General features: G+C 50.5%; 4 protein-coding genes. All 4 read left to right on the top strand.

Features of this window, described 5'->3' with window-relative positions; genetic code table 11:
• Window positions 1-630 precede the first annotated feature (630 nt).
• The gene (locus ABYW01_RS12600; RefSeq protein WP_372833188.1) at window positions 631-1,749 is read left to right on the top strand and encodes a GlxA family transcriptional regulator; all 1,119 of its coding nucleotides are present in this window, start codon (window positions 631-633) and stop codon (window positions 1,747-1,749) included.
• Window positions 1,750-2,165: 416 nt separating this feature from the next.
• The gene (gene dctP / locus ABYW01_RS12595; protein WP_372833185.1) at window positions 2,166-3,173 is read left to right on the top strand and encodes a TRAP transporter substrate-binding protein DctP; all 1,008 of its coding nucleotides are present in this window, start codon (window positions 2,166-2,168) and stop codon (window positions 3,171-3,173) included.
• A 68-nt stretch (window positions 3,174-3,241) separates the two neighbouring features.
• Window positions 3,242-3,799 (top strand): TRAP transporter small permease, encoded by a 558-nt coding sequence (locus ABYW01_RS12590; RefSeq protein WP_372833182.1) that lies wholly within the window; start codon window positions 3,242-3,244, stop codon window positions 3,797-3,799.
• Window positions 3,787-5,085 carry a TRAP transporter large permease gene (locus tag ABYW01_RS12585; protein ID WP_372833180.1) on the top strand — a complete coding sequence of 433 codons (1,299 nt, stop codon included), beginning with the start codon at window positions 3,787-3,789 and terminating at the stop codon, window positions 5,083-5,085. The genes ABYW01_RS12590 and ABYW01_RS12585 overlap by 13 nt, the downstream gene beginning before the upstream one ends.
• The last annotated feature ends 522 nt before the right edge of the window (window positions 5,086-5,607 follow it).

The following is a 5,607-nucleotide window of genomic DNA, read 5'->3' as shown; positions in this document are numbered from 1 at the left end:
TGGTTGCTACACATGGTAACTACTCCTGTTATTTTTGTTTGAGTACACGTCCTGTACGGAGCCGTGGCCTATCACTCTACCCAGCTGCCGGGCAGGGTGGCTGTCCCGAACCGCGCGTAAATTGATCATGAGCGACAGAGATGGGTTGTCTCGTTGAGAAAAGTTGTTGATAAACAAGGGGCGTTCCGTCAGTCGTAACGCTGTGTATTGTTATTGGTGGGCAATTGAGATGGAAACAGGACGCAAACAGGGATGAATTAACGGTGACTTCAGCAGGAGGTTTTTGGGTCGCTAGGTGTGCTCCGTTTGGATAGAGATTTAATAAGATGCTTGATTTACATCAAGACTAACGTCTAGCCTAGTGTCGGTTTTGGATAACTTGGCGGGCCTGAGTGTCGTTTTTGGGGTGATGTGTCGTTTTTGAAACGCATATGATTAGTCCTAACGTGACCGCCCTGAAAAGGTCAAAAACCAGTGCAGGGTCGAGTCGTAAAGTCTGGGTAGTCGAGTGTGATCAGAGAGTCCGCCGGTTATCTAATTTGTTCGTCCTACATAATAAAAAAGCGTAGCAAATGTTTTCATGAGCCTTGGAAACATATTGCCCAGCACATACGCACAGAGGGCATACCAATGACAATTTCTGTAAATCGAACCCTGACTCCAGGGACTAAGAAGGTTACCCGTGTTGGTTTTCTTCTATTAGACAATTTCACCATGATCGCGCTGGCATCGGCCGTTGAGCCATTACGTATGGCAAACCAGCTGTCAGGTTCTGAGCTGTATAGTTGGCATATGGTCACTGAGACAGGCGCTCAGGTGGCTGCCAGTGATGGTTTAAGTTTTACACCGGACTTTTCTTTTCAGAATGTGATCGACCTCGACATTGTTATCGTGGCGGGTGGCGTTGATATCACCCGCAGTTTTACCCCCAAACAGGTGAGCTGGTTGCAGTTGATGGGGCGCCGTAATGTCATCATGGGCGGTATTTGTACGGGGAGTTATGTGCTGGCACATGCCGGTTTGCTGGATGGTTATGATTGCAGCGCCCATTGGGAGTGCATGGCTGCACTGCAGGAACGCTATCCTAAAGCGCGTTGCAACAGCCGTTTGTTCTCAGTTGACCGCAATCGTATGACATCTTCTGGTGGCAATGCACCACTGGATATGTTCCTGCATATGGTGGCTAAGCAGCACGGACCTAAGCTGTCGAGCGCAGTGTCTGATATGTTTATCTGCGACCGTATTCGTAGCGAGTTTGATCAGCAGCGCGTGCCTTTGCGTCAGTTACACAACGGCGGAGAATCTAAGCCTAAGTTGGTTGAGGTGATCGAGCTGATGGAAAACAACCTTGAAGAACCGATCGGTCTGGATGAGTTGGCACATTTTGTCAGTGTATCCAGACGCCAGCTGGAACGTATGTTCCTCAAGTACCTGAGTTGCTCGCCTTCCCGGTACTACCTGCGCTTGCGGTTAGACCGTGCGCGTCAGCTGCTGAAACAGTCCAGCATGTCGATTGTTGAGATTTCAGGTGCTTGTGGGTTTATCTCTACGCCGCATTTTAGCCGTTGTTACCGTAAGCATATCGGTATATCCCCTCGGGATGAGCGTAAAATCGCATGGGCGGCGGATGGTACGCAGAACGTCATTCGTGAGCCATTGCAGGATGATAGCCTCGTTAGCCTTGCGCGTTCTGCGTCTGCGCTGAGCAGTGCCAAAGTGGAACCTAGTTTTGGTTCGATAGCTGTTTAAGTTCTTTGTTGCGCCTGAGGCAGGCGCAGATATCAAAAAAATCGCATTGAGGTTTAGCCTTAATGCGATTTTTTTTGGCTGCTTTTCCTCCCTCCTGCTCAGGCGGACCTCAGCGTCTTAGAAAGCCTGTTTGAATGCATCCTGTGAAGATCATTTTTTATACGGTTTCAGAAGCGACACTTTGCCTATCCATTTGCGAAATTGCGGCCGCAAACAGGCAAGTTAAAGCGAATGCCTTACATTGTATGTGTGAAATAATCGTCTGCTTTTTGTTTTTTATTCAGAGAAAATAGCTGGATATATTCTTTAAGCATGGTTAATAAATCTAAATTGATGCCCGTTTGACCGAAGGGTTTCGGATTGATACCTATAACCCTGACAGACCAAAACACATAAAAATAACGACGGGTAATACCATGGTAAAGACTAAAGCAAAGCTTCGTTCATTCGTCACCGGTTTGGTAACAGCGGGTGTTCTGATGGCAAGTTCAGTGCAGGCCGCAACACTGAAAATGGCTACCGATTCCGGTGCAAAAGGCTCTCCGGCAGGGGATACGCTGGAACGTTGGGCGGATCTGATTGAGAAAGGCTCTAACGGCGAGATTGACGTTAAGGTGTTCTACCAAAATGAGTTGGGCAGCCAAAACGAAGTCTTCGATCTGCACGTTGCGGGTGACGTTGATGTCATGCTGAACTGGCCAATGACCTCTTACGATAGGCGTATAGGGGTGATTTATACGCCGTACATGACGTTGTCATGGGAAGAGGCGATCAAAGCCTACAGCCCAGGTGGTTGGGTCAACAACATGCTGGGTGGTATCTACGCCGATCTGGGTTTGAAGTTCTTTGGCCCATGGCCTGAAGGCTTCAACGGCGTCGCAACGCGCGGTAAGTACGCGACTAATATCGCGGAAGCTGATGGCCTTAAAGTACGCACCATGACCGTCTTTCCAGCACCACAAACGATGCAGGCTTTGGGCTACCAGACTGCAGCAATCGACTGGGGTGAAGTGTACACCGCGCTGCAGACCGGTGTAGTGGATGGCGAAGCGGGCAACGTAATCTATTGGGATTACGAATACTTCCGTGATCAGCTGGACTACTACGTACGCAGCAAGCACTTTTTCATGACGGGCGTACTGAGTATGAACGCTGACTCGTTCGACGAACTGTCCGAAGCCCATCAGACCATCGTGGCTGACGCCGCGAAACAGGTGATGATGCAGCAGTTCAAAGCAGCAAAAACTGCGGATGAACTGTACGTGAAAAAAGCCGAAGAAGCGGGCATGAAATACTTTGAACTGTCTGATGAGCAGATCAAAGTCTTTGCGCGTGCCGCGCGTGAAAAAGTATGGCCGCTGATGGACGAAGAGATCGGCTCCGAGATCATGGGCACCATTCGGAACAACGCGACTAAGCTCTGATCGAGTTTCCCATCCAAACGGTGGGGCAGCACGCTGCTCCGCCGCTTTTTTGTTTCCGAAGGTGCTTCATGATTGTGCGTTTCTTCACCGCGCTGGATAAGAAGATCGGTTGGGTGCTGAATGCGGCTGCGCTTATTAGCAGTCTCATGTTAGTCGGACTGATGCTGTTTCTTGTTCTGGCACGATATGTCTTTGGTTGGTCCATTGTTGGGCTGCTGGAAGTGATCATGCTGTTTGGTATGTGGCTGTACATGGTGGGTGGTTTGATCGCCAGCCGAAAGCGCGAACATCTCGTGGTCGATTTTGTGCAAACTAATATCAAGGATCAGCAGATCCGTCGCTTGCATCAGGCTTTTCTGTCGCTGGTCACGTTGGTGATTACCGGCTTTTTTGTGTATCTCTCCTACCGAATGCTGAAGTGGGGCATGCGCCGTCCGCAGCATACACCGGGCTTGTCGATCCCGCTCTGGATACCACAAAGTGCCATTTTGTTTGCCAGTGTCGGCTGTGCGCTCTATGCCTTGCGTGACCTTATTCAGTCAATTATTGGCAATGACACCCACCTTCTCGTGGCGCATGAGCCAGCCGAATCAGCTGTTGAGGAGGATCGAAAATGGAAGGTTTAATTGCCGTAGGACTGCTGTTGTTTTTGATGATCGTTGGTGTACCCGTGGCATGGTCGTTTGCTGGTGTGCTGGCGTATCTGAGTTTTGCCTACGATGCCAACTTCAACACGTTAATGTTGCAGGGTTATCGATCCATCGACTCGGTGATTCTGATCGCGTTACCGCTCTTTGTACTGACCGGTTACCTGATGCAAAGCGGGGGTATTGCCCATCGACTGGTCGACTTCATTGAAGTGCTGGTAGGTAAACGCAAGGGCGGAATGGGAGCTTCGATGGTGCTGGCTTCCGGAATTTTTGGCGCCATCGCGGGGACGGCTACTGCAGCGGTTGCATCGATTGGCACGATCATGATCGATCCTCTGGAAAAACGCGGCTATCCCCGTGGATATTCCTCGGCATTGCTGGGGATTTCGTCGTTATTGGGTATTTTGATTCCACCCTCTATCACCATGATTTTGTTTGCCGTCGTGACTCGTCAGTCCGTTGCTGCCTGTTTTGCTGCTTCAATAGGGCCTGCGCTGCTGTTGATCGCTGGACTGATTCTGATGAACCGCTTCAACGTGGGGCGTCTGTTTGAGGAGGTTTCTGTCGGTGCCAAGGAAGGTATGGAAGAACTGCCGGGGAAAGGGATCGCTACCTTAAGGGCGTTACCGGCGCTGTCGCTGCCCATCGTGATTCTTGGGGGTATCTATGGCGGGATCTGCACACCCACAGAAGCGGCGGCGATTGCTGCGTTTGTGGCGATATTGATCGGCTTCTTTATCTACCGCGATCTGACCATCAAGCGCTTGGGAAGCAGTGTGGTGGCCGCCGCGGAAACCACGGGCACCGTGATTCTGATTCTGCTATTCAGTTTTATGATTGGCCGTATTCTGGCATCAGAGCGTATTCCGCAGGAACTGACCGAAACGATTACTTCTCTGGTCAAAGATCCTCTGATGATTCTGATCGCGGTGAACATCTTCCTGATTATCACCGGCATGATTATGGATGATGTGTCAGTGACGGTCGTTGTGGCCCCACTGTTTATGCCACTCATGGTCGCAAGCGGAGTCGATCCAATTCATTATGCATCCATCGTGGCGTGCTCCGTGGTGATTGGTGCTAACAGCCCTCCGGTCGCGCCGATTCTCTACATGGCATGTAGGATCGGTAAGGTCAGCATTCATCAATCGGTGATGCCGGCGATTAAGTTGATGGTGTTTGTGGGTATGCCGGTGATGGCGGTAACCAGCTTTGTACCAGAACTGTCGCTGTTTATTCCTAAGTTGCTGGGGTTAATGTAAGTCCTCTGCCTATAAACCGCGTTAGGTTAATAGACGCGTAGCGATATCCCGCACTTGTGCCTGCTGTCAGGTTGAGCGTTGGGTATCGCGTTGCTCGACCCAACCTACAAGGCTGTAATGCTTGATGTAGGCTGGGACGAGCGCAGCGATTCCCCGCATGTGTCGTCCATTTCTGTGACTTATACCTCGCGAGCTTGCCCGAAGATTGGCGTTGGGTATCGCGTTGCTCGACCCAACCTATAAGGCTGCAAAGCTTGGTGTAGGTTGGGACGAGCGCAGCGATTCCCCGCATGTGTCGTCCATTTCTGTGACTTATACCTCGCGAGCTTGCCAGAAGATTGGCGTTGGGTATCGCGTTGCTCGACCCAGCCTACAAGGCTGTAATGCTTGATGTAGGTTGATGAGATGGTCTCCTCCCATCCTACGGCGTCACAATGCGCCAAGATAGAAGTATAAATATCACTATCTGATGGATGCATAGGAGGAGACCATGATTAAGCCTAGTGTGATTGGACTCGATTT

The organism is Pontibacterium sp., assembly GCF_041587635.1.
Lineage (GTDB): Bacteria > Pseudomonadota > Gammaproteobacteria > Pseudomonadales > Balneatricaceae > Pontibacterium.
Note: the sequence above shows the minus strand (reverse complement) of the source record. Positions and strands in the feature narration are given on the sequence as shown.

Excerpts from the sequence above, each read along its gene's own strand:
- dctP (WP_372833185.1), top strand. The coding sequence starts at position 2,166 with ATGGTAAAGACTAAAGCAAAGCTTCGTTCATTCGTCACCGGTTTGGTA.
- ABYW01_RS12585 (WP_372833180.1), top strand. The coding sequence starts at position 3,787 with ATGGAAGGTTTAATTGCCGTAGGACTGCTGTTGTTTTTGATGATCGTT.
- ABYW01_RS12600 (WP_372833188.1), top strand. The coding sequence starts at position 631 with ATGACAATTTCTGTAAATCGAACCCTGACTCCAGGGACTAAGAAGGTT.
- ABYW01_RS12590 (WP_372833182.1), top strand. The coding sequence starts at position 3,242 with ATGATTGTGCGTTTCTTCACCGCGCTGGATAAGAAGATCGGTTGGGTG.